At 54.8% G+C, this 20,561-nt stretch carries 14 protein-coding genes and 1 pseudogene; 8 read left to right on the forward strand and 7 right to left on the reverse strand.

Annotation, left to right across the window (positions count from 1 at the left end; all coding sequences use genetic code 11):
• The first annotated feature begins 283 nt into the window (after window positions 1-283).
• Window positions 284-4,858, forward strand: coding sequence for an AAA family ATPase (locus HGO40_RS23450; protein WP_250964947.1), 4,575 nt, complete (start codon window positions 284-286; stop codon window positions 4,856-4,858).
• Window positions 4,859-5,400: 542 nt separating this feature from the next.
• Here HGO40_RS23450 and HGO40_RS23455 read toward each other — a convergent pair.
• From HGO40_RS23455 to HGO40_RS23465, 3 genes are all read right to left on the reverse strand, one after another.
• Window positions 5,401-5,955 (reverse strand): HNH endonuclease family protein, encoded by a 555-nt coding sequence (locus HGO40_RS23455; protein WP_250964948.1) that lies wholly within the window; start codon window positions 5,953-5,955, stop codon window positions 5,401-5,403.
• Between the two features lie 194 nt (window positions 5,956-6,149).
• Window positions 6,150-7,319 (reverse strand): AAA family ATPase, encoded by a 1,170-nt coding sequence (locus HGO40_RS23460; RefSeq protein WP_250964949.1) that lies wholly within the window; start codon window positions 7,317-7,319, stop codon window positions 6,150-6,152.
• Window positions 7,320-7,650: 331 nt separating this feature from the next.
• The gene (locus HGO40_RS23465) at window positions 7,651-8,604 is read right to left on the reverse strand and encodes a hypothetical protein (RefSeq protein ID WP_250964950.1); all 954 of its coding nucleotides are present in this window, start codon (window positions 8,602-8,604) and stop codon (window positions 7,651-7,653) included.
• Between the two features lie 175 nt (window positions 8,605-8,779).
• Between HGO40_RS23465 and HGO40_RS30560 the strand changes: the two genes are divergently transcribed.
• Window positions 8,780-8,914: a hypothetical protein gene (locus HGO40_RS30560; protein ID WP_284739215.1), complete on the forward strand. Its 135-nt coding sequence runs from the start codon at window positions 8,780-8,782 to the stop codon at window positions 8,912-8,914.
• A gap of 107 nt (window positions 8,915-9,021) precedes the next feature.
• Here the strand turns inward: HGO40_RS30560 and HGO40_RS23470 are convergent.
• Window positions 9,022-9,452: pseudogene (locus tag HGO40_RS23470) on the reverse strand (helix-turn-helix domain-containing protein); the annotation flags it as partial.
• Window positions 9,453-9,588: 136 nt separating this feature from the next.
• Window positions 9,589-10,380, reverse strand: coding sequence for an NAD(P)H-dependent oxidoreductase (locus HGO40_RS23475; RefSeq protein WP_250964951.1), 792 nt, complete (start codon window positions 10,378-10,380; stop codon window positions 9,589-9,591).
• 84 nt (window positions 10,381-10,464) lie between these two features.
• Here HGO40_RS23475 and HGO40_RS23480 point away from each other — a divergent pair, with 84 nt between their 5' ends.
• On the forward strand, window positions 10,465-11,382 hold the full coding sequence (locus HGO40_RS23480; RefSeq protein ID WP_250964952.1) for a LysR family transcriptional regulator: 918 nt from the start codon (window positions 10,465-10,467) through the stop codon (window positions 11,380-11,382).
• 257 nt (window positions 11,383-11,639) lie between these two features.
• Here HGO40_RS23480 and HGO40_RS23485 read toward each other — a convergent pair whose 3' ends face one another.
• Window positions 11,640-12,827, reverse strand: coding sequence for a XylR family transcriptional regulator (locus HGO40_RS23485; protein WP_250964953.1), 1,188 nt, complete (start codon window positions 12,825-12,827; stop codon window positions 11,640-11,642).
• Window positions 12,828-12,982: 155 nt separating this feature from the next.
• Here HGO40_RS23485 and xylA point away from each other — a divergent pair, with 155 nt between their 5' ends.
• The 4 genes from xylA to HGO40_RS23505 all read left to right on the forward strand — a co-directional run bounded on the left by xylA (window position 12,983) and on the right by HGO40_RS23505 (window position 18,321).
• Entirely contained in the window at window positions 12,983-14,299 is a 1,317-nt protein-coding gene (xylA, locus tag HGO40_RS23490) for a xylose isomerase (RefSeq protein WP_250964954.1), read from the forward strand.
• Window positions 14,300-14,444: 145 nt separating this feature from the next.
• Window positions 14,445-15,446 (forward strand): D-xylose ABC transporter substrate-binding protein, encoded by a 1,002-nt coding sequence (xylF, locus tag HGO40_RS23495; RefSeq protein WP_250964955.1) that lies wholly within the window; start codon window positions 14,445-14,447, stop codon window positions 15,444-15,446.
• Between the two features lie 181 nt (window positions 15,447-15,627).
• Window positions 15,628-17,184, forward strand: a complete 1,557-nt coding sequence (gene xylG / locus HGO40_RS23500; protein WP_250964956.1) for a D-xylose ABC transporter ATP-binding protein — start codon at window positions 15,628-15,630, stop codon at window positions 17,182-17,184.
• Window positions 17,185-18,321 carry a sugar ABC transporter permease gene (locus HGO40_RS23505; RefSeq protein ID WP_186705902.1) on the forward strand — a complete coding sequence of 379 codons (1,137 nt, stop codon included), beginning with the start codon at window positions 17,185-17,187 and terminating at the stop codon, window positions 18,319-18,321.
• 9 nt (window positions 18,322-18,330) lie between these two features.
• Here the strand turns inward: HGO40_RS23505 and HGO40_RS23510 are convergent, their stop codons facing one another.
• Window positions 18,331-18,939 carry a LysE family translocator gene (locus HGO40_RS23510; protein WP_250964957.1) on the reverse strand — a complete coding sequence of 203 codons (609 nt, stop codon included), beginning with the start codon at window positions 18,937-18,939 and terminating at the stop codon, window positions 18,331-18,333.
• Between the two features lie 106 nt (window positions 18,940-19,045).
• Here HGO40_RS23510 and gcvA point away from each other — a divergent pair, with 106 nt between their 5' ends.
• Window positions 19,046-19,972, forward strand: a complete 927-nt coding sequence (gene gcvA / locus HGO40_RS23515; protein WP_250964958.1) for a transcriptional regulator GcvA — start codon at window positions 19,046-19,048, stop codon at window positions 19,970-19,972.
• Window positions 19,973-20,561: the final 589 nt, after the last annotated feature.

Genomic DNA, 20,561 nt, shown 5'->3' on the forward strand with positions numbered 1-20,561 from the left:
GCCTGAAAGCGCCCGTTTTACGTAATTAGAGATGTGTATCTGCATCGTGCATCAGAGCTGGCTATCTAATTCAAAGGTCACAATCGGCAGAAATCGGCCAGCGGACGGTCAGCACCGTTAGCCCTTTGGTCTATCCTCGATGGTTATGTAGCCTTGGTGAACGTCCATCTTATGACAAGGGTAATCCATAGTTAAGAACCCTAAATTTGAATATCATGCTCAAAACCATTGAAACTGCTGACGCTAATTTGAGGGAACGAATGCCCTCCGATAGGAGAAAATTATGAGTATCGCTGGCATCCGTTCCAATCGAGGTGACATTTACCAAACGTTGGTAGCATTTGATTGGGCATTGACAGTATTATCCGACAAAGACTTTCAATGGCTCGAAATAGATTCGATCAGCTATTCCGTAGATGACGTGGTAGTAGGAAAAACTGACGGCACTCTGATTGCATGTCAGTGCAAAAAAAATCAAACCGATTTCAAAGCTTGGTCAATAAGCGATCTCGCGGATGAGTTGGGCAAAGCCTCCCGCTTGCTGGAAGACAATCCGAACGTAAATATTCGTTTCTATTCAAGAAACAACTTTGGCTCCCTTGCAAAACTAAGAGAACATAGTTCCACTCAGTATAACGAAGCGAGCTACCTAGCAAGTCTAGGCCAAGAGCACCAAGCAGTAGATAAAAGTTTTTCGGCGCTGCTTGCTAAATTCTCCCCAGATCTTTCCACCTATAAATTCCTGTGCCGAACTAACTTTGTCACCAGCGATGATCTAGATCGTATGGAGGAACTGCTCCGCGAACGCTTACGCAACATAGTGAGCAATACCGACTCTGCATTCGCGGCACTTTGGGCGAGCCTCGACCAACTCGGCGCGCGTACAGGGCGCGAAAGCACAACTGCAGCTTCGCAGCATCGATTAACTAAAAGCGACCTCAAATCTATTCTTCAAAAAGCGGGTGCAACACTAGTTGCGCCAATGAATCTTGCTGAGGTACGTCTTTCTTTTTCTAGTACTTCTGCTATTGGCAGGTCGTGGCGACGGGATATTGCAGGACAACGTATTTCCAACCCAACCCTGGATGAGCTACTTGCATCCATTGCTGATAAAAAAAGATCCATCTTGCTCACGGGACTTCCGGGATCGGGTAAAACCTGCGTGATGCTTGCGTTACAAGAAACATTGGAGAAACGGGCCGAAAGCAATTCTGACATCGTGCCACTCTTTATTCAGTCCCGCGAATTCGCCGACTTGGCGACATCGGAAGATCGTCTAGCCCAAGGCCTGTCTGAACAATGGGTGGAAAAAGCTGCTAGATTGGCTGAAAACGCTCAAGTAATTGTAGTAATTGACTCTTTGGATGTGCTATCCATCGCCCGTGATCATCGCGTTCTTCGATATTTTCTGGCGCAGATAGACCGTCTGCTATTAATTCCTAATATTACTGTCGTTACTGCCTGCCGTGACTTCGACAGGCAATACGACCGGCGAATTGCGGAGCGAAAGTGGGATTGCGAATTTAAGTGCCAACCAATGGACTGGGAGGCCGAAATTGCACCCTTACTTGATACGCTAGGGATTGCGACTGCAACCATTGATGGCGCCACTCGCGTACTGATAAGAAATCCACGCGAGCTAGCATTGTTTGTCGAGCTGGCCCAACGAGGCGGTAGCTTCAACGTTGTGACCAGCCAAGCCCTGGCACAACGTTATCTCGATACGATCGTGCGAGCCGACAACGCTTTGGGTGATGCGGCAATACAAGCAATTGAAACCACTGCCTCGGAAATGCTGAGCTTAAGAAGCTTGGCGGTGCCGCATCAGCGCTTTTCAGCCTCTCAGGACATTCAGCGGAAACTGTGCAGCTTAAATGTGCTGCGAGAAACCCAGGATGGAAAGCTGACATTCGGACATCAAACCCTGTTGGATGTCTTGGTTATTAGCGGAGCCGTGCGAACTGGCATCACTTTGAATAAGTTCATACATGGCTTGCCGCCCGTTCCCTTTGTACGCCCCAGCATCCGCAGTTTTGTCGCACAGTTGGCACTAGGTGAGCGCCGCGAATTTAGAAAACAGCTTAGGTCTGTCTTGACTGGTAGCGCGGCCTTCCACATTAGACGCCTAGTAGCGGAATCATTTGCCGAACAGATACCCCAGGAAGAAGACTGGCCATTGTTACGTGATTTGCGTGAAAAACACCGTGATATTTTTCAGGTGATCTATGCGCTGGCTAGTGCGATTGAGTGGCATCGTTTCTGGCTCAAGCATCTGGTTCCCGTTCTGAAATCTGTCCACGATACCGACGGATTGATGGGGCATGCTTATCGCATAGCGCAATGGAGCAATGAAGATTGTGCGGGCGTGCTGTCATTCTGGATGGATGCGCTCTCACTAGGCTGGCTTGATAGGACTGAAATTGCCAACCGACTCGGGATCCACCTGTCTGAAATCAAGTCAGAAAATATGGCATTGGTTGCTCCATTGCTTGAGCAACTGATCGATATGCCGCTAACTGAGCACAGCTTTCTTGGGCGGGTCATTGCTAGATGTGTGGAAGCAGGAGTAGTGGAAGATACCTTGCTCTGGCGATATATCGCAGGTGACATCAACGACGAGGATTTACTTAAGTTCAGACTCAATAACAAGTTGCGTTGCCAAAAACATGAATTCGGGGAGCGGGATGAAAAATTTTTCGGTAAACGTATGGTGCAATCTATTCCTTTGCTGGATTTAGCAATAGAGTCGATCGAGAAATGGAGCAGCGCTCGCACCTTACGCTATGGTAATACACGCATAGGCTACAGGAATGGTTTTCTGAACGAGACCTCATACGAAGATTTGCATAGCCAAAGAGATACGATTCACACAAGCAGCATGAACGTTCTACTCGATGCAGTTGAAGCGGCTATTCTGCATCAAGCAAAAAATAACTCAGAATGGTGGCAAAGAAACCGAGTGCGTCTTTGCTTCAATCACGAAGGAGCGCTGCTGTATTTCGCCATACTCGCCTGCACTGCCTCGCCTGCGGCCAACGTAGAACTAATAGCTCGAATATTGTCTGATAAGAAGATGTTGGAGTTTGAATTATCTTACGAATTGGGTTCGTTGATGCAGTCTGCATTCAATCTTCTAACCGTTCCAATGCAAGATGTAGTGATGGCGAACATTCTGACTGTTTGGGATGAAGAAGTTGCCGCAGAGTCCAAACTTTGGGTATTGAGAGCGCAAGCGGAACTGATTTTACCAATTCCATGCTACCTGCGCTCGCCCCAAGTGCAAGCGGTGGTGGATTCATATGAGGAAAAAGCAGGGGTACTGGTTCGTCAGCCGTATATCCGTTCGGCTGGCGGTATAGTGAGCGCACCATTCTCATTTGAAATATTTTTAGGTGCGAGCGATAGCGGGGTATTGAGATTACTAGCGCACTACAACGGATACTCGAATTGGCATAGGGTTGACTTTCTTATCGGCGGCGAGCGGGAGGTTGGCTCGCAATTGCGAGAGGCCTCATCTCGAAACCCCTCCCGATTCTTGGGCTTTTTGTCTAATCACTGGTTAGTAATTCCAGAGAGTTTTCGTGATGACATTATGGATGGGGTCGCTACATATCTAGCTTATCGATATGGAAATTTACGCCCCAGCGATGCATGGCAATCGCTCGCAGAGCCTGAGGTTTCCCTCTTGGTATGCCAAATATTTGATGAACTTGAACGGCATTCAGTCGAATGGCAACACCAACGCTCTAAGGCCAAAGCACTTGAAGCCTGTGCAAACGTCATACAGGATTCTCAAACGGCATCGCGGCTCATATCTTTGGCGGAAGACTTTGTTGGACTTTATGAAGCTGATCCACTCGAGGGAGATGGTGTAGATTTACTAGATCTAGGAATCAATATGGCAAAGGGAGACGTTTCTGATGCCTTGATGATCTTGGCGAATAATTTTCTGGAGCGTGGCATTGAATTTCCCGAATTGCTAGCACCCATATTGCGCCGTTTCGCGAGTCATGAACACCCTGCTATCCGTGCCATGATCTTACGTCGCTTACCGTACTTGCAAAGCACATATTTCGATCTGGGATGGGAGTTGTTCGATCTCGCCATACAGGATGAAAATGGACTTTGGCAAATCGCGGAACCGTGTCTTTATTACTCTTATCACAATAATTTTGAAGTGGTGAGGCCTCTGCTAGCGCGTCTTCGTAATAAGGGAAGTGGTAAAGATCTAGAAACATGGGGGCGTATTTCGGCTTTAGCTACCATGACTCAGCACATCAACTTTTCTGAGCTCTTAGAAAAGTTGAATGCTCTGGATAACACAAACGCTTGGCGTGGTGCAGCAACCGTTTGGACAAACCATGGAAATATCCGACAGCATCGAGAGCAGTGTCTTGCCGGTATAAAGTCAGGCTTAAACACAGGCGGCCCCCATGCCCTGGACGTGGCCGAGCAGATGACTCATATTTTCGACGGTGAAGCTGATGCGGTTTCGGTTCCAGTAAAGCTAATTGATTGCTGTTTTTCAGTGTTTGAAAACAATGAAGATGGCGAAAATGGACATCATCGTCTCTTCGGATTTCATGAATGGCTTAACGCGATTGTGCAAAACGATCCAAAACAAGCTTTGGCCGCAACCGAACGCTATCTGGCATATATCAGTCATGGAAAACGACATTTATTTGATCATAATAATAGTCTTACTCAGCTTATGACTAGGCTCTTTGCGGAAGCAGAAGAACGAGAAGAATCTGACAGTGGCGAGATGCTGCAACGCGTTGTGGGAATACAAGACACGCTACTATCACTTGGAGTCAATGGCATAGTCGATTGGCTGAAGGCTGCCGAGCGGCCGTGATTGGTAGCATGCCATCGACACTGATCTTTTACATGCCATGTTCCACAGACCGGAGATGCCTACCTGGGTGGGACCAGTTTAATGCTATTAGTCATAGCCCACCAGATGTACTCATTTCGCTCGTCCCCTCAACTCGCAATCTAGGCATGGATTTCTACTGAGCCAAAAACGGCCAGCAAAAGAGGGAAGATTTATTGTTCATCTTGAACGGCTGCCTTTCGCCAGGAATAGTCCCTGGTCGGACGTCCGGTATTGGTCGAAAGCAGTCCTTCATAAAAAACAATATAGACCATCACTAGGCTTGCTGTAAGTCAACTTAATCCTCAGCCGCAGAATGATTTTTTCGACCCCATAGCTGCCTGCCGCCGAGCGCGGCGGTCTAGCCATGACCATTAGTTTAGCGCTGGCGAGATATCTTACGAAGCTAGCCAGGAAGTATGGAGCAAATCAATTTTATCAGTGCTTTACGTATATAAAGCCTCAGAAGTGAGGCCTTATATACGTATGGAGGTGTACGCCGGGCTGATTGATGTAGTCAATCACTAAGGCTGTTGAAATGCAATATTTTGTGCAGCTGATAGTTTGCTCTCAAGATAGTCTTCCCATAAATTAAGTGCTTGGAGTTGAGATATGACCCCCATGAAATCCTCATCATTTAAAGCTACTGTTGCGGTAGTGGCTGCGTAAATTGCTTTAGGCTGACACTCGTTAAGAATGGTTTCCACTATGTTGAGTAGCTTGCTCTTCCTTATCGCTGTATTGGACTGGTTGTACGCGTCCAGCCTGTCAACGGCAACCCGTACAGACCTAAAAACCTGTTCTCCAACCTCAAAACGCTTGAATACCAATCGATCTGAATTATTAAGGTCCAGCGCTTCAATAGTCGTAATCCCCACTTCGTCTTTGCCTTTGAACTGGTAGAGCTTAAAGGAAATATGATGCCTTGGATCAACATCATAAGGGTTAACTATCGGATCGCTGCCCACATCATGAATTCCTTTGGAAATATTGCACCTTTTACAGGAGGGAAGCAAGTTATCCCAATCCACAACATGATCTTTGTATAAATTCTTGTACTTGAAATGCTCAACTTCCATGTACTTGCTCTCGTCTGATATAGAACACTCGCAAAATGCGCATTTTTCGTGGCTTGAGGCTAGTAATGGGGCTTTTATCTGTGGGTGATTCCATACGCTACTGCCATCGCTTTTAAATCTTTCAGTAAGCTCTGTGACGGTTGATGCAGATAAATATTCAGGCTTAGGTTGACGCTCCAATTTTATCAATTACTTCACCCCTTGATAGCGCCAAGCTGAAACGACAGAAGCTTTCTAAGATTGTTTTCTGGATGCAGAAGTTTCTCAAGTTCCTCGAACGCTAAGGTCCCAGCTTTATAGTTATCTTCATCTACGGCTCGCTGAAAGCTTTGGATAGCGTTTTGGTATACCGCTGTACGGGTATCACCAAGTCCCATAACATCCGTTAAAACCTCCTCCACCGTCCACCCTTGATAGCCATACTCACTCGATGGGAGCGATTTTCTCTCAATCTTCCCGTTTGTGTAATGTAAAGCCACGACCTGATTTGGCATTGCTGCCTGTATAATATGCGGGCTATGAGTCGTAGTTATGAATTGCGCATTTGGAAATGCTTGAGCTAAGATCGTAGAGATTTTTGCCTGCCATTCAGGATGAAGATGAAGCTCCAACTCATCTATCAGAATCACACCCTCAAACTCATCCAGTCTTATGCCTGATTCTGCAAAGCGGTATTCTATTTCCTTAACTATCCCGAACAATATAGATAGGCACGACTTGAAGCCGGAAGAGAGATACTCGTAGTAAATTTCTCCAGCGGGAGTGCTTACCATTATCTCGTTAGTTCCGGCATCTACTTTACTGAATCGATAATCCCTATTCAGTAATGAAAAAAATGTCTTCGCTTTTTCGAAATTGTGCATTCGCACATCTGAAAGGGCACCCGGATGAGCTGAGTAAAGATATCGATTAACAAACCAGCTTTTAACTTCGGTCAGATTTACGCCGTATTTGTTGCTGCTTGATGTGTTGTAAGGGTCTCTGTCCGCATCCCGAGAAACGGCGTCCAGTGCTACGTACGTAAATGTTCGAGCAACTTTCAAAGAAATAAGCTGCTTTATATAGTGTTCCACAGGGTGTGTATTTTCATTTTTTCTTGGACTGAATTGGGATATTTGATAAGTTCGCTCTTCGATTTCGCCATTACCAGGATCGACGAAAGTGGTAACGCTCCCGAACTCAGAGCCTACCATTCGCTTCAAGAGGTTGCTTTCATAACCAGCAAATGCCTGAGCGACGCTCTCAAGAATGGTTGTTTTTCCGATTCCGTTAGGCCCGCTTATAATATTCATGTGATCATCGAACGTTAAAACAAGGTCATCGATACCACCGACACAGGTAATTTTGATATGCTTGATCTTCATTCAACTATCCTATTGAACTCATCCATTAACCTATTCGCTCCCCTTCTGCTGCAACACGAAACGGCATATTTCAATCATGCCATCATGTAATGACGAACGCACTCAATAGCGCGCATCGAACCCAACCTGAACTCGGACGCTGGCTGACCGCCTCTGGTCGATTTCTGCCGGTGCTGACCGGCTGCAATGGGTCGATTGCTACCCGTCTCCACCGGCAGAATCGGCCAGAAGCAGCAATTGACTGCTGCCTATGCGACTCCTCAATGGACTACCCCATCTCCGGTAGACATCCCTGGTTTACACCTGCTGTACCTGGGCTCCCTCTAGATACTTAAAGTATCTTCTTGTTGGAGGTTTCATCATACCAATCACATGGTCTAGGCCACTCTACTCTCTTCTGAGAAAGCTCAGAGATTAGAGCATTTACCAGGGGCTTTCCACCAGGGAATGGGATGTATAAACCAACCACACGAGGGTACTTTCCAACATCAGACGAATACAAAAGAGTCTTAATAGAGGCAACAGCAACTATCGCATTCTGCGCAGTAGTCCTATTAAGCTCACTTTGAACCGGCAATGCACCAGTTATAGATTTTCCACTCACGCCAAGAGTCTGAACGATCAAAGTTCCACTTAAGCGTTTATCCTCCGCCTCTGCACCGATAACACCAATACCAGAGATGTTTGCCTTGGACTCCAAAACACGAACATCAGCAATAGCGCGCAGCCCGACACCAACATAAATCGGGACATTATATTTAGTATAGCCACTATCCCCTGGATCAGCCCTAGACACCCGATACTGCTCAGAACCTGAAGTATATCTAAAGAAGCTTGGCAACTCAGCTAGAGGCACCTCAACTCTCTTACCTTCTCGAGTCAACATCGTCTTGGATATCCAGAACTCTTGATTTACCGTGTCGGCATTAATGTAGTCCACTGTCACACGATAACTTTCCGCTTTACCTCCAACCTTACCTGCGCCATATGAGACATTGCCTTTACTATCAAATTGCTCAACAAGCATCCTGACTGAGTTGTCTGGAAGTGATCCCGTTATTTCTCTGTAAACAGGCTTCCCATCAAGAAGGAAGCCTTTTTCTACCGGAAAATTTGAATGAAGCTCCTCCTTCTTACAGCTATCTCCCGGCACAGTTTGAACCGAGAACGGATCAACTGGAATGTATGTATACCCCGACGATAACTCCCCAAGAGTTTGAGGTCGCATAGATTGACAACCAGTCAAAAAGCTAAATCCAAGTAACAACGCAAGCATCTTTTCCATTTGATGTTTCCTTGTCGTAGCCGCAGGCATATTGCCACCATACTTATAGACGACTGGCAGCGATCTTTCCAATTCAAAAATTGCTCCGCAGCATTACTAGCAGCGGTGCTTTTACTCATGACCTAGCTTCTGCCTACCCTTGGCGGCGAGCAGACGGCCATCTTCTGAGCTACATATGAACCGCCAGGCCGACCTTTTTTCACAACGAACCAGCATGACCATCACCTACGGGGCCGCCCGCAGCGGCATCGAGACGGTCAGTTGCGCCTGGCACCAATTTGGAACTGGTGAATCGCTCCTCATTTTGTAGTCAACTAGGGGCCGCTTTTGGCCGATGGCTGCCTCTCACGAAGGGTTGCAATCGGCCAAAGCCGCCGACCAAGAAAATCCGCTATCACCCATCAACCCGCCAACCAACTACCCTCTAACCGCCCTCATATTGCCAAGTATCCTCCCGACATCCTGTCCAGGCGGAAGTCCAAACACCCGCGCATAATCCCGACTGAATTGCGTAGCGCTCTCGTAGCCCACTTCAAAGGCAGCCGCCATGACGCTTTTGGCATTCGCCACCATCAGGGTTCTGGCCTGAAGCAGGCGAACCCGCTTCTGGCACTTCACAAGGGGCTCAGGTTGGTGACAGCCTTGAAGTAACGATGGAATCCCGAGACGCTTATTGAAGCGCGTTGCGCCAATCGCTCAACACCAATGGGCTCGGCGAAGTCGCGGCGGCCCCATTGGATTGCCAGGTTGATTCAGGCCATCGCGGTATCCGGCGCGGCGATGTCTCGCAACATCCAGCCATGAGGGCCTCGGAGCACGCGAAAAATAATCTCTCGCTCATAGACGGGGCCCGGCTCTTCGAAGAAGGGGTCGCCCTGAGCATCGCCAGGACCGTCATTACTGACCTCCAAGAATGATCAATCCTGAGGCGCACAACCCAACTACCAGCCCCCTTGGGCTCAATCCTCCACTGCACGCTTCACCTCAAACCCTCTCACCGTCACCGATATGAATACCAAGATCACAACGACCAACTGCAAGATGCGGTTTCAGCGTCAACCCCGGAATTTCATATTCGCCGTGATTCTGTCGACGAAATGGCAAGGGTTGATCACTAAAAAGCGTATCCAAGCGAGCGGCATAAGCCGTGCAAATGGATTGGAACCGGGCGGCGTCCATCTTGCTGGTCTTGTAGATTGGGAAGGCCGGCATGACCGTGAAGCCAGGATAGAAAAGCACCCCATGCTGGATGGGAAATAGCAGGTCATCCAACGCGCCGTTCACTCCTCGGCCACTGTAGTGGGATTCCCAACCGCCCATGGTGACCACCAACATGGCGCGCTTGCCTGTCATGCTGCCTTCGCCGTAGCGATCGCCCCAGTGGGTTTCGCTATGTTCGCCGACACCATAGGCAAACCCGTACGCGTAGACGCGTTCGATCCAGCCCTTGAGAATCGCGGGCATCGAGAACCACCACAGCGGAAATTGAAAGATGACGGCATCGGCCCAGCGCAATTTGGCCTGCTCTGCCTGGATGTCCGCCGGTTGGCTGCCAGCGGCAAATACACGCTGGGATTCAAGCGCCGGGTTGAAAGGCGTTTCTGCGTCATAACCTGGGGCGTCGTCCGGATCGAGGGATGCTTTCCACCCCATGCCGTAGAGATCTGAGACTTTGACCTCGTGGCCCGCTGTCCCCAGGTGAGTGATCGCAAAATCCTTGAGCGCGCCATTGAGCGAACGAGGTTCGGGGTGGGCGTAGATCAGCAGTATGTTCATGAGGGCTCCGCGTTGAGTTTGTCCCTCAGCGTAAGCATGCATCCGCTATGATAGAAATGAATTCCCGAAACACATGGTATTTGCATGCACAATAGCTTGCGCCGTCTGGATCTTAATTTGCTGGTCACATTGGATGCCTTGTTGGCCGAGCAAAATGTGACGCGGGCGGCGCGCTTGCTCAATCTCGCGCAGCCGACCGTCAGCCTGCAATTGGGCAGGCTGAGAGATCTGCTTGATGATCCGCTTTTGCTGCCTGGCCCCCGAGGGATGTCGCCCACCGAGCGAGCTCGCGAGTTGCAGGGGCCCCTGCGTGACGCGTTGGCCGCGCTGGAAAGCGCACTGAGTCCTGTTGCCGCTTTTGAACCCGGCCGGTCCCATCAAACGTGGAAGATCGCCGCCAGTGATTATGCGACGACTGCCTTGATCTGGCCGTCGCTCTCGCGGCTCAGGCGCTTGGCCCCGTATACGCGGTTGGCGCTTATGAATAAACCGACTGGCGACTATGCCAAGGATCTGGAGAACGGCCTTATCGATCTGGCGCTGCACACCCGCGATGAAGCGCCCCCCAAGTTGCGTCAGCGCTCCTTGATTCATGAACGCTATGTGCTGGCCGCGCGGCGCGGCCATCCCGCGCTGGTAACCAAGCTGTCGCTCAAAGCGTTCTGCGCCCTTGAACATGCCATCATGTCACCTGATGGCGCCGGCTTCGTTGGCAGTACCGATCACGCGCTGGCAGCTGAAGGTCTGGAACGGCGAGTGGTATTGTCCGTGTCCAATTTCAACTCGTTGGTCTCAGCATTGGTGCACAGCGATTTGGTTGCGGTGGTGCCGGAAAGCCTGGTGAAGCATGAGCCAGCGCTTCACGTCCAGCCACCTCCCCTCGCCATTCCCGGGTTTGAAATGCTGATGTTATGGCCCGAGCGACTGCATCGCGATCCTGCCCATATGTGGCTGCGCGAGCTTATTGCTTCGACGTTGGGAACAACTGGCGTGCAGAAATGAATGGACCGGACCATGAAACGATGACGACGCCCGTATTGAGCGTCGTCTCATCGCCACCCTGACCGAAGCCTGTGAAACCGCCAAAACTGAAATCCCGGGCTTCGCCTGGCTCACCCACACCGTCGACTATCGCGCCTTTCCCCAAAGCCAAGGGTGCCTGGTTTCAGGGCCGCTTCGCGCCCCAGCGGGAGCAAGCTCCCTCGCCACAAGAGCGGTTCGGTGGTGGGTCAGTTCATCAAGAGCGGTTTGGCAGAGGGTCAGTGAACGGCCGCATTTGCCCCCTGCTGATATTCCCGCGGCGTGCAGCCGAATTCGCGGCGGAACACGGTGTGCAGGTATTGCGCCGATTTGAAGCCGCAGTTCTGGGCGATGTCGGCAATCGACGCGTCGGTGTTTTCCAGTCCGTTGGCGGCGGCGGCGAGTTTGAAGCGCAGGATTTCGTCGTGGACGCTACAGGCCCGCTCCTTGCGAAAATGCGCCTCCAGCGATGAGCGCGATATCCCGACATAAGCCGCCACTTGGGCGGTCTTGATGCCCTGGCAGGCGTATTGGCGGATGAAGAGCAGGGCTTGCATGACATAGGGATTGCCCAACGGTTGATGCAGGCTCGATACCTGTACGTTGATCGCATCTGGCGGGACCAGGATCTGCGTGCCCGTGGACGGCATGCCGTGCAGCATCTGGTGGAGCAGGCGCGCGGCGGTGCGGCCCATGGTTTCGGTGCCCTGGATCACCGAACTCAGCGGCACCCGTGTCAGGCTGCGGGTAAGCGGGTCGTTGTCGATGCCGATCAACGCCACTTGCTCCGGCACGGCGATGCCGGCGGTCAGGCAGGCTTGCAGCAGTTGTCGGGCGCGGGCGTCGCTGACGGCGATGATACCGATGGGTTTGGGCAGGCTTTGCAGCCAGGCGATCTGCTGTTCGACGGCGCTGTCCCAGAGCGGTGCGCTGGTGCCCATGCCGCGATAGACCTCGGCGTGCAGGCCATCGCGCTGCAGCAGCCGGCGGAAGGCTTTTTCCCGCTCCTGGGCCCAGCGATTGGCTTGTGCCTCGGGCAGGCTGAAACAGGCGAAGCGGGTCAGCCCGGCCTCGATCAGGTGCTCGTAGGCCAACCTCATCAACGCATCATTGTCAGTGGCGACGTAGGGAATGCCCTTCGGGTAGGCGCGCTCATCCTGATAGGAACCGCCCACCGCCACCACCGGCAGCTTGATCCCGGCCAGCGCTTCGCCGATCAGCGGGTCGTCGAAGTCGGCAATGATGCCGTCGCCCTGCCAGCATTCGATGCCTTTCAAGCGACAGAGAAAATCCTCCTCGAGAAACAAGTCCCAGGACGCACGCGTGCTGCTCAGGTAGTTGCCGATGCCGCTGATGATGCCGCGGTCGTAGATCTTGCTGCCATTGAACAGCAACGCAATGCGGTGAACGGGCGGGACGGTTTTCATTGGTTTAACCCTGTGCCGATCGACACAGACTAGGCGCGCTCACGGCGAATCTCAATACTCAAAATCGAACTGCCCATTGGTGATTTTCATAATCAGCAGCCACGGGGCCGGCGTTAGTATCGGGACACCGCCAAGAATAAAAAGGAAACCTGCACATGCCCTACTTCCCCGGTGCCGACAAGATTCGCTACGAGGGCCCCGCCAGCGATTCGCCGCTGGCCTTCCGTCACTACGACGCCAACAAACTGGTGCTCGGCAAACCCATGCGCGAGCACCTGCGCATGGCGGTCTGCTACTGGCACACCTTCGTCTGGCCCGGGTCGGATGTGTTTGGTGCCGGCACGTTCAAGCGTCCGTGGCAGCACGCGGGGGATCCCATGGAAGTGGCCATCGGCAAGGCCGAAGCGGCTTTCGAATTCTTCTCCAAACTGGGCATCGACTACTACTGCTTCCACGACACCGATGTCGCCCCGGAAGGCAATTCGCTCAAGGAGTACCGCAACCACTTCGCCCAGATGATCGACCACCTGGAACGCCATCAGGAACAAACCGGGATCAAGCTGCTGTGGGGCACCGCCAACTGCTTCAGTAACCCGCGTTTTGCCGCCGGCGCCGCCAGCAACCCGGATCCGCAAGTGTTCGCCTGCGCCGCCGCCCAAGTGTTCAGCGCCATGACTGCCACCCAGCGCCTCAAAGGCTCCAACTACGTGCTAGGGGGCGGTCGTGAAGGCTACGAAACCCTGCTCAATACCGACTTGAAACGCGAGCGCGAACAGCTGGGCCGCTTCATGCGCATGGTGGTCGAGCACAAGCACAAGATCGGCTTCAAGGGCGACCTGCTGATCGAACCCAAGCCCCAGGAGCCGACCAAGCACCAGTACGATTACGACAGCGCCACGGTGTTCGGCTTCCTGCAGCAGTTCGGCCTGGAAAACGAGATCAAGGTCAACATCGAAGCCAACCACGCCACCCTGGCCGGTCACAGTTTCCACCACGAGATCGCCACGGCCGTCTCCCTGGGGATTTTCGGGAGCATCGACGCCAACCGCGGCGACCCGCAAAACGGCTGGGACACCGACCAGTTCCCCAACAGCGTCGAGGAAATGACCCTGGCCACCTATGAAATCCTCAAGGCCGGTGGCTTCGGCAATGGCGGGTTCAATTTCGATTCCAAGGTCCGGCGCCAGAGCCTGGACGAAATCGATCTGTTCCACGGCCACGTCGGCGCCATGGACGTGCTCGCCCTCGCCCTGGAACGCGCGGCGGCCATGGTGCAGAACGATCAGTTGCAGCAGTTCAAGGACCAGCGCTACGCCGGCTGGCAACAACCCTTCGGCCAAGCGGTCCTGGCCGGCGACTTCAGCCTGGAATCGCTGGCCGAGCACGCCTTTACCAACGACCTGAATCCCCAGGCCGTCAGCGGTCGCCAGGAGATGCTCGAAAACGTGGTCAATCGGTTTATCTACTCCTGACGACGGACAAAAGTGGGGCACAGCGGCTGTTACATTCTCGCGACAAATCTGTGCCCATGACGCCCTGCAACGCTCTACAGTTCTACCCGGTATCACGCTCATCGTCAGGCAGTGTCTTTCAAACAACAATAAAAGGACGCACCACATGAAAAGATTCAAACGTACCCTGCTCGCCGGCGCCCTCGCCCTGCTCTCGCTTCCGGTCATGGCCGATGCGACCCATCCGAAAATCGGTTTCTCCATCGATGACCTGCGCCTGGAACGCTGGTCGCGGGATCGCGACTATTTCGTCGCGGCGGCGGAAAAACTCGACGCCAAGGTCTTCGTCCAGTCCGCCGATGCCAACGAGCAGAAGCAGATCTCGCAGATTGAAAACCTGATCTCCCGTGGCGTCGATGTGATCGTCATCGTGCCGTTCAACGCCACCGTGCTGACTAACGCCGTCGCCGAAGCCAAGAAGGCCGGGATCAAAGTCGTCTCCTACGACCGACTGATCCTCAATGCCGATATCGACGCCTACATTTCCTTCGATAACGAAAAGGTCGGCGAGATGCAGGCCAGCGGCGTGCTGAAAGCCGCGCCCAAGGGCAACTACTTCCTGCTCGGTGGCGCGCCCACGGACAACAACGCCAAGGTCCTGCGCGAAGGCCAGATGAAAGTGCTGCAACCGGCCATCGACAAGGGTGACATCAAGATTGTCGGCCAGCAGTGGGTGAAGGAATGGAACCCCACCGAAGCCTTGAGCATCGTGGAAAACGCCCTGACCCGGAACAACAACAAGATCGATGGCATCGTTGCCTCCAACGCCGCCACCGCCGGCGGCGCCATCCAGGCCCTGGCCGCGCTGAAAATGGCCGGCAAGGTGCCGATCTCGGGCCAGGACGCCGATCTCGCGGCAGTCAAGCGCGTGATCGATGGCACCCAGACCATGACCGTCTACAAGCCGCTGAAGCTGATCGCCTCCGCAGCCGCCAAGCTCTCGGTGCAACTGGCCCGCAACGAGAAACCGACCTTCAGCTCGCAGTACGACAATGGCAGCAAGAAAGTCGACACCATCCTGCTCCCCCCGCCGCCGTTGACCAAGGACAACATCGACCTGCTGGAAAAGGACGGGTTCTACACCAAGGCGCAGATCGCCGGGCAGTGACCTGACCAGGCAATCAAGCAAAGACCTGTGGGAGCGAGCTTGCTCGCGATTGACGGTAGCCCATCCAATATCGATGCCAGCTGAACCACCGCTATCGCGAGCAAGCTCGCTCCCACAGGTCACTTGGCTTGACTGCCTGGTCCACTGTCTATGTGTAAGCCCTTTTTCATGAGCCCTTGCCATGTCCGACTACCTGCTGCAAATGAACGGCATCGTCAAAACCTTTGGCGGTGTCAAAGCCCTGAACGGCATCGACATCAAGGTCCGGTCCGGGGAATGCGTTGGCCTGTGCGGTGAAAACGGCGCGGGCAAATCCACCCTGATGAAAGTGCTGTCGGCGGTCTATCCCTACGGCAGTTGGGAAGGCGAGATCATTTGGGACGGCCAGCCGCTCAAGGCGCAGTCCATCAGCGAGACCGAAGCCGCCGGGATCGTCATCATTCATCAGGAACTGACCCTGGTCCCCGACCTGTCGGTAGCCGAAAACATCTTCATGGGCCACGAGCTGACACTGCCCGGCGGGCGCATGAACTACCCGGCGATGATCCACCGCGCCGAGGCCCTGATGCGCGAACTCAAGGTGCCGGACATGAACGTCTCGCTACCGGTTTCCCAGTACGGCGGTGGCTACCAGCAGTTGGTGGAAATCGCCAAGGCGCTGAACAAGCAGGCGCGACTGCTGATCCTCGACGAGCCCTCTTCAGCCTTGACTCGCTCGGAAATCGAGGTGCTGCTGGACATCATCCGCGACCTCAAGGCCAAGGGCGTGGCCTGTGTGTACATCTCCCACAAGCTCGATGAAGTGGCCGCCGTGTGCGACACCATCTCGGTGATACGCGACGGCAAACACATCGCCACCACCGCCATGGCGGACATGGACATTCCCAAGATCATCACCCAGATGGTCGGGCGGGAAATGAGCAACCTCTACCCCACTGATCCCCATGAGATCGGCGAGGTGATTTTCGAGGCGCGCCACGTCACCTGCTACGACGTCGATAACCCCAAGCGCAAACGGGTCGACGACATTTCATTCGTCCTCAAGCGCGGGGAGATTCTCGGCATCGCCGGGCTGGTCGGCGCCGGTCGCACGGAACTGGTCTCTGCGCTGTTCGGCGCCTACCCCGGCCGCTACGAAGGCGAAGTCTGGCTGAGCGGCCAACCCATCGACACGCGCACGCCGCTCAAGTCGATCCGCGCCGGCCTGTGCATGGTCCCTGAAGACCGCAAGCGCCAAGGCATCATTCCTGACCTGGGGGTGGGTCAGAACATCACCCTGGCGGTGCTGGACAACTACGCGAAACTGACCCGCATCGACGCCGAAGCCGAACTGGGCAGCATCGACAAGGAAATCGCGCGCATGCACCTCAAGACCGCGAGCCCGTTCCTGCCGATCACCAGCCTCTCCGGCGGTAACCAGCAAAAAGCCGTGCTGGCCAAGATGCTGCTGACCAAACCCCGGGTGCTGATTCTCGATGAGCCCACCCGTGGCGTGGACGTCGGCGCCAAATACGAGATCTACAAATTGATGGGCGCGCTGGCAGCCGAAGGCGTGTCGATCATCATGGTGTCCTCGGAGCTCGCCGAAGTCCTGGGGGTTTCCGACCGCGTCCTGGTGATCGGCGAAGGCCAGTTGCGCGGCGACTTCATCAACCACGAACTCACCCAGGAACAGGTGCTCGCCGCCGCGCTCAGCCACCCCGATGGCCATAACAATAATGATCGGAAGTCCGCGTAGATGAATCAGGTCAAACAGCTGTTTTCCCGCTACAAAATGCTCGCGCTGGTGATCGCCGTGGCGCTGATCTGGCTGTTCTTCAGCTGGCAGACCGACGGTGGGTTCCTGACCCCGCGCAACCTGTCCAACCTGCTGCGGCAGATGTCCATCACCGGGATCCTGGCCTGCGGCATGGTGCTGGTGATCATCAGCGGCGAGATCGATTTGTCGGTGGGCTCGTTGCTTGGGCTATTGGGTGGGCTGGCGGCGATCCTCGATGTGGTCTATCACATCCCGCTGCTGGCGAACCTGAGCCTGGTGGCTTTGTGCGGCTTGGTGATCGGCTTGGGCAACGGCTACATGACCGCCTACCTGCGCATCCCGTCGTTCATTGTCGGGCTGGGTGGCATGCTCGCGTTTCGCGGCATCCTGCTGGGCGTGACGGGCGGCACCACCATTGCCCCGGTGTCGCCGGAATTGGTCTACGTCGGCCAGGGTTACCTGCCGCACACGGTCGGGACCGGGCTGGGCATCCTGCTGTTCGCCCTGACCCTGTTCCTCACCTGGAAACAGCGGCGCAACCGGGCCCTCCATGGCCTGGCAGCCCACTCCCTGGTGCGTGATGGATTGCGCGTGGCATTGATCGGCGCGGTGCTGGCCGGCTTCGTCTACACCCTCAACAGCTACGACGGCATCCCGGTGCCGGTGCTGCTCCTGCTGATCCTGCTGGGGGTGTTCAGCTACGTCACCAGCCAGACCGTGTTCGGCCGCCGCGTCTACTCGGTGGGCAGCAACATGGAAGCCACGCGCTTGTCCGGCATCAACGTGCAAGCGGTGAAGCTGTGGATCTTCGGCATCATGGGCGTGATGTGCGCCCTCGCCGGCGTGGTCAACACCGCCCGCCTGGCCGCCGGCTCACCCTCGGCCGGCAACATGGGCGAACTCGACGCCATCGCCGCCTGCTTCATCGGCGGCACCTCCATGCGCGGCGGTTCCGGCACGGTCTACGGCGCTCTCCTCGGTGCGCTGGTGATCACCAGCCTGGACAATGGCATGTCCATGCTCGACGTCGACAGTTATTGGCAGATGATCGTCAAAGGCAGCATTCTGGTGCTGGCGGTGTGGGTGGATGTGAGTACGCGCACTGGGCGGCGGTGATGGGCTCCGTCATTTGCTGGCAGACGCCATCAACACACCAAAGCCCAGGAACGTGATGCCCGACAGTTTGCCGACAACCCTGGCGCCCTGGCTGGTGGAGAGCCAGCCTCTTGCGGCTTGGGCCGTCAGGGCATAACTGGAATGCACCAGTAGGACAAGCACACTGTACGACGACACGAGCAAGAAGAACTGGCTGTAATAGTCACCCGCCGGCTTGATGAACTGGGGAAAGACCGCCAGGAAGAAGAAACCCGCCTTGGGGTTGAGCAACTGGATCGACAGCGCCTCGACGAATCGCCGCCATGGACGCAGCGACGTGGCGTTGAGTTCGGGAATAAAGCGCTGGGTACGCCACATCTTGATCCCCAGGTACAACAAGTACAGCGCCCCAACGTATTTCAAGAGTGTGAAGGCCGCCGCCGAGGCCGCCAGGATCAACCCCAGGCTACTGGCGCAAATACCCGCCACGATAAAAGCGCCGGACGCGATCCCGACAATGCCCGGCAGCGCACCGCGCCAGCCATGACGCAAGGCATTGGACAGCGTCAGCACCACGCCGGGGCCCGGGCTGAGTACCGTCAGGGTCGCCAGGATCAGAAAAAGTCCATAATCGGCCATGCATCACTCCACATCGAAGGCAAATTGCTGGGGCCTTCAGGGTGGCGTGACGCGTGGGGGCTGACAAACGCTTTGATTGCGCCTCATATGTGACTAAATTAGACACATGATCGCCAACCTCCCCCCGTTGAACGCCGTCCGCGCCTTCGCCGCTGCCGCTCGCCACCAGAGCTTCAGCCGCGCCGCCGAAGAGCTGCACGTCAGCCATAGCGCCGTCAGCCGTCACGTCAAGTTGCTCGAAGAGCGCTTGGGCGTGTTGCTGTTCGCGCGTCGAACCCGCCAATCCTTGCTCACCCCGGCGGGCCGGGTTTTCTACGAGCAGGTCAGCGAGGCACTGACCCTGATCGCCAACGCCGCCAACGCGCTGACGCGCAATGCGGGCCAGCGCAAAGTGACCATCAACGTGCGCCCCTCCTTCGCGGTGCGCTGGCTGATCCCTCGGCTGCCGGACTTCATGGCGCGCCATCCGGACATCAAGCCCGAGGTCGTCACCAGCACCCGGCCTCCAGATCCCTCAAGGGAAACGTTCGACGTGGTCATTCGGCGCGGAGATGCTGGCTGGTCGGCCGAGGTGCAGCCCACCCTGTTACTGGAAGACGACCTGCTGCTGGTTGCCGCCCCGTCGTTGCTGCAAAGCGTGCCATTGGAGAACGTCCACGACCTGGCCCGGCACACCTTGTTATCGGGCAGGACACGCAGCAACGATTGGCAGGATTGGGTGGAGCACGTCGGGATCGATCCATTGAACAACCCGCCGACCCTGCAATTCGATCACATGCACCTGGTGCTGCAGGCGGCCGTCGATGGCCTGGGCGTGGCGTTGTGCCCGGCTTCGCTGCTGGGTCGGGATTTGTCCAACGGGCGCTTGGCCTGCCCACTGCCGGCGTTGCGCATGTCGCTGGCTCGTTATTACTACGGTGTTTCCGGGAGTGCAGTGGCTGAGACGCAGGTTTTTGTTGATTGGTTGCTAACCCATTGTGGGAGCGAGCTTGCTCGCGATAGCGCCCTGTCAGCCGACATCGATGTTGACTGATCGAATGCCATCGCGAGCAAGCTCGCTCCCACAGGGGAATTGCGTTAGCCGGGAGACGCCTTATGCGCTTTGGAGCGCGCCCAACGGCGGTCCGAAAATCTCGTAGGAAATTACTTCCCGTGGCGAGGGAGCTTGCTCCCGCTGGGGCGCGAAGCGGCCCCGAACCAGGTGCCTCTTTTCGCCAGGTACACCGCAGGCACCGGTTTTGCGACTGCTGCGCAGTCGAGCGGGAGCAAGCTCCCTCGCCACAGGGGGAGCGGGCGTCCTACAGGTCGGTTGTGGGTGCCGGGATCGGCTTCTATAGTTGGGGCGTCGCTGGCTTTGGCCGGTGGCTGGGTTTCGCAGCCCGATAGATACGCTGGCAACCAGGCATCATAAAAGTAACAATGGGCGCGGTTGGCGTTCAACGTCACTTATGGGGGCTGTGTGTGGGAGATCTTCGGGTCTGCCGAGTTCCTCGTATCCTCGGTCTGCGAACCCACATGCAGCTACCACCCGTTCGTTTCGCAGCGAATTGCAGTAGCTATCTTTCTTGATATGAGGAATGAATAACTATGCGCCAGAATACTTTGGATCAACGCTTCACCCC

The organism is Pseudomonas sp. CG7, assembly GCF_023701885.1.
In the GTDB taxonomy this organism is placed as follows: domain Bacteria; phylum Pseudomonadota; class Gammaproteobacteria; order Pseudomonadales; family Pseudomonadaceae; genus Aquipseudomonas; species Aquipseudomonas zanjanensis.